The organism is Endozoicomonas sp. ONNA2, from assembly GCF_024606365.1.
GTDB lineage: Bacteria > Pseudomonadota > Gammaproteobacteria > Pseudomonadales > Endozoicomonadaceae > Endozoicomonas.
The window spans coordinates 1-3665 of the sequence record NZ_JAHHPO010000750.1 but is presented as its reverse complement, the minus strand read 5'-3'; the positions used below and the strand labels follow the sequence as shown (position 1 = coordinate 3665).

The 3665-nt window shown below is 49.9% G+C and carries 6 protein-coding genes; 4 read left to right on the top strand and 2 right to left on the bottom strand.

Annotated elements, in window-relative coordinates; all coding sequences use genetic code 11:
• From KDK14_RS13265 to ptsN, 4 genes are all read left to right on the top strand, one after another.
• Positions 1-192: hypothetical protein (locus KDK14_RS13265; RefSeq protein WP_257265631.1), on the top strand; the 192-nt coding region annotated here is incomplete at its 5' end.
• 68 nt (positions 193-260) lie between these two features.
• Positions 261-1715 (top strand): RNA polymerase factor sigma-54, encoded by a 1455-nt coding sequence (locus tag KDK14_RS13260; RefSeq protein WP_257265629.1) that lies wholly within the window; start codon positions 261-263, stop codon positions 1713-1715.
• A 122-nt stretch (positions 1716-1837) separates the two neighbouring features.
• Positions 1838-2152, top strand: a complete 315-nt coding sequence (hpf, locus tag KDK14_RS13255; RefSeq protein ID WP_257265628.1) for a ribosome hibernation-promoting factor, HPF/YfiA family — start codon at positions 1838-1840, stop codon at positions 2150-2152.
• A gap of 18 nt (positions 2153-2170) precedes the next feature.
• Positions 2171-2623 (top strand): PTS IIA-like nitrogen regulatory protein PtsN, encoded by a 453-nt coding sequence (ptsN, locus tag KDK14_RS13250; protein WP_257265627.1) that lies wholly within the window; start codon positions 2171-2173, stop codon positions 2621-2623.
• 90 nt (positions 2624-2713) lie between these two features.
• Here the strand turns inward: ptsN and KDK14_RS13245 are convergent, their stop codons facing one another.
• Positions 2714-3310, bottom strand: a complete 597-nt coding sequence (locus KDK14_RS13245) for a hypothetical protein (protein ID WP_257265626.1) — start codon at positions 3308-3310, stop codon at positions 2714-2716.
• Between the two features lie 2 nt (positions 3311-3312).
• The gene (locus KDK14_RS13240) at positions 3313-3474 is read right to left on the bottom strand and encodes a hypothetical protein (protein ID WP_257265625.1); all 162 of its coding nucleotides are present in this window, start codon (positions 3472-3474) and stop codon (positions 3313-3315) included.
• Positions 3475-3665: the final 191 nt, after the last annotated feature.

The window sequence follows — 3665 nt, the reverse complement described above, 5'->3', positions numbered from 1 at the left end:
CCTCGCTACGGGGACGCCCAGTCGGGCGCTATTCTCGGACAGCCTCCTGGCATGACCTGGTTCATTTTGATGGACGAGACCATCATTTTTTGCCGAAGCTATGGTTTCAGAATCGGCTATGGGTTTATAATCTGCGGCACATGGAGAGTAGTCGAAACAACATCCGTGCCAACCCAGAGCCCCTGCAGTTGATCCTTATGCAGTGCATGAGTTTCACCGGCAGCCCGCACGGACAACGAAGTAAAGGTATACGGTTGCCTATGAAGCCTTCCTTACAGCTCAAGATGGGCCAGCAGTTGACCATGACGCCGCAACTGCAACAGGCCATCCGGCTGCTACAGCTATCGACCCTGGATCTTCAGCAGGAGATTCAGGAAGCCCTGGAGTCCAATCCCATGCTGGAATCCGACGATAGCCAGACAGACGACACCAGCAGTGAAGGACAGGAACAGCTAGTTGACCTGAGTGCAGCAGCCCCGGAGCCTGAGCCACAGGAGATGGCAGAATGGTCTGAGAGTATCCCCAATGAACTGCCCGTGGACTCCGCCTGGGACGAGGTGTATCCCAGCCTGCCCGCCAGCAGCGGCGACAACGATTATGACCCACTGGCCAAGTCTTCTGCGGTGGAGTCGCTTCAGGATCACCTGGAATGGCAGCTGGATATGGCGCCCATGAGCGATCGGGACCGGATGATTGGTCTGGCGATCATCGAAGCGGTTAACCCGGATGGTTATTTAGCCTGTACCCTGGATGACCTGTTTGTCTCTCTTCAATCCCAGCTGGAAGAGCTGGAGATCGACGAGGTAAAAGTGCTGCAACACCGAGTTCAGCAATTCGACCCCGTCGGTTGTGGCAGTTCCGACCTGCAAGAGTGCCTGTTAGTCCAGCTTCGTCAGCTTCCCTCATCAACGCCTCATTTTAACAACGCTGAAAAACTGATCACCCATTACCTTGAGTCCCTTGGCACCCGTGACTACGCACGCATCATGCGTCGCGCCAGACTGAAGGAAGACCATCTACGAGACGCCCTCAGCCTCATTCAGAGCTTCAACCCGAAACCTGGCAGCACCATTGATCAGACCGAAGCTGAATATGTCGTTCCGGATATATCCGTCCGGAAAATCAAGGAGCACTGGACGGTGGAACTGAACGCCGATGCCCTGCCCAAACTGCGCATTAACAACAATTATGCCTCCATGGTGAAAAGAGCCAATAACAGCCGCGACAATGTGTTCATGAAGGACCATCTGCAGGAAGCCCGCTGGTTTTTGAAAAACCTGCAAAGCCGCAACGAGACGTTAATGAAAGTCGCCACCCAGATCATTGCCTGCCAGCAGGCGTTTCTTGAAAAAGGTGATGAGGCCATGAAACCCCTGGTACTGGCGGATATTGCCGAGGCGGTGGGCATGCATGAGTCCACGATATCCCGGGTAACGACTCAGAAGTACATGCATACTCCCCGGGGTGTTTACGAACTAAAGTACTTTTTCTCCAGCCATGTCAGTACAACGGCAGGTGGTGAGTGTTCCTCCACGGCCATTCGGGCCCATATCCGCAAACTCGTCGCTGAAGAGACACCGCGCAAACCCCTCAGTGACAATAAAATTGCTGCCATTCTGGGGGATCAGGGCATCAAGGTCGCCAGGCGCACCATTGCCAAATACCGTGAGTCTATGAATATTCCCCCATCCAATGAGCGCAAGCAGTTAGTTTAAAACGCCGTTTTTTTGTCTCCAGGCTTTCAAGCGGCATTGACAGTGATAGAATCGAAGTTAACCAGTGCGAAAAATCCCGCGCACGGGTGATTATCTGGATAATGGGATCAGGAGAGCGTTACATGCAAGTCAACATCAGTGGACATCATGTCGAGGTAACCGAAGCTCTGCACGACTATGTGATCAAGAGACTGGATCGTCTTGGCTCACATTTTGACCATATCACCAATGTACAGGTGACCCTGAGTGTCGAAAAGTTGGTGCAAAGAGCAGAAGCCGTTTTGCATACCCGCGGAGCCGAGATTAATGCAACCGCCGAGCACGAAGACATGTATGCAGCCATTGACCTGCTCTCGGACAAGTTGGATCGGCAGCTGGTTAAGCAAAAAGAGAAAGCCCTGGACAGGCAACACGGCGCCAGTGGCCACGCCCTTTGATTTCTCAGTTGCTTTAGCATGATTATTCATCGCATCCTGACCCCAGAGCGCACCCTTGACGGTGTGCACGGGGCCAGCAAAAAGAAAATCCTGCAATTTATCGCTCAACGTATTAGCAACGAAGCCCCTGAAATCAATGCCAAAGAACTGTTTGAAGCCCTGGTTGCCCGGGAGCGTTTGGGCACCACCGGGCTGGGTAATGGCGTAGCTATTCCTCACTGTCGTTGTAAAGCCTGCCCGAAGCCTATCGGTCTTTTTATACGACTGGCGCAGCCGGTTGATTTTGATGCGGTGGACCGTGAGCCCGTTGATCTGGTATTTGCGTTGATTGTTCCGGAAGGCGAAAATCAGGAACATCTGGAGATATTACAAGCACTGGCAGAGCGATTTCATTCAAAACCGCTATTGCAGAAAATGCGTTCGGTGCCTGAAGCAGGGTCGCTCTATAAATTCATTGTAGGCAATAGCTGACCCGCCAAAAAAGATTCCCACACAATGTATGGGAAAGAGCACGTTACCACATGGTTGGCAGTTTGCATTGTTTGCTTTACCGGCTTGATGTTATGTTACTGCTCCAACCTGGCTTTGTGAGCCTGACAGGTCGTATGGTGTTCTTTTTTCCTTCGATGCATTCACTTCGGCCACAATAGAAGTATGCATTTTTTCATGGTAATCGCGAAAATTACCAGGCTCAATTTTCCTGTGAGGCATACTGTCCTGCATTGGCTTTTGAAATACCTTCTCCGGTTGTCTCTCAAGGTCTTCCCCGGAAGCGTTTGTCACAGTGAACTCACAAGGATTGTTCACCTGCTCTTCTATGACAGGCTGATGAATTTTACGCCGGGCTCCATCAACCGCCTGTGAAACCACAGATATTTCAGGATCAGCTTCCTGTGAAACCACAGACATTTCAGGAATAATACACATCAAGACACCTATCTTTCTGAATCCTAATTTGGTTTGTTCCCAAGCGTACTTAAATGCATCTTTAATTATTTGAAAGGCAGATTTTGTTGCCTTTACCTTTCGGCCACAGGCAATCCCGGACTCATCAGGACTTTCGACACTTCCAGTCACTTCGCAAGATTCCGAATAGACATTGAGTAAACCAGTGACAGGGCCACCCAATTGAAATGTGTTTGTTTGTGTTCCATCCATAACTACATCTCCTTGTTAAAAATTCTTACTTCCTGAAAATCATCCCATAATGACTGAGTCAGTAAAAAGCGATAAAAACGCCAGAGGTCGTCAATCAGCTTGAACATTACTGTACAGGCAAATAAAAACAAAATGGATAACCAGGCTGTTATCCGTTCTGACATACACGGTTACTTGATAAATAAGTAGTTAACCAAATGAAATCATATTTTCTGACTAAATGATCAGTCACTCTTGGCAACCGCTCCTGCGTTGCTCTGCCGCCTGCAGTCGTGCAGCGTTGCAACTCCGGTCACATAGCCAAGGCTCTTGCGATAGACATTTAAGCATCTATATTCCTGAAGCAAAAGCTTTG

What these genes read in the sequence shown, in the direction of transcription:
- KDK14_RS13260 (WP_257265629.1), top strand. Translation starts at nt 261, where the DNA reads ATGAAGCCTTCCTTACAGCTCAAGATGGGCCAGCAGTTGACCATGACG.
- hpf (WP_257265628.1), top strand. Translation starts at nt 1,838, where the DNA reads ATGCAAGTCAACATCAGTGGACATCATGTCGAGGTAACCGAAGCTCTG.
- ptsN (WP_257265627.1), top strand. Translation starts at nt 2,171, where the DNA reads ATGATTATTCATCGCATCCTGACCCCAGAGCGCACCCTTGACGGTGTG.
- KDK14_RS13245 (WP_257265626.1), bottom strand. Translation starts at nt 3,310, where the DNA reads ATGGATGGAACACAAACAAACACATTTCAATTGGGTGGCCCTGTCACT.
- KDK14_RS13240 (WP_257265625.1), bottom strand. Translation starts at nt 3,474, where the DNA reads ATGTCAGAACGGATAACAGCCTGGTTATCCATTTTGTTTTTATTTGCC.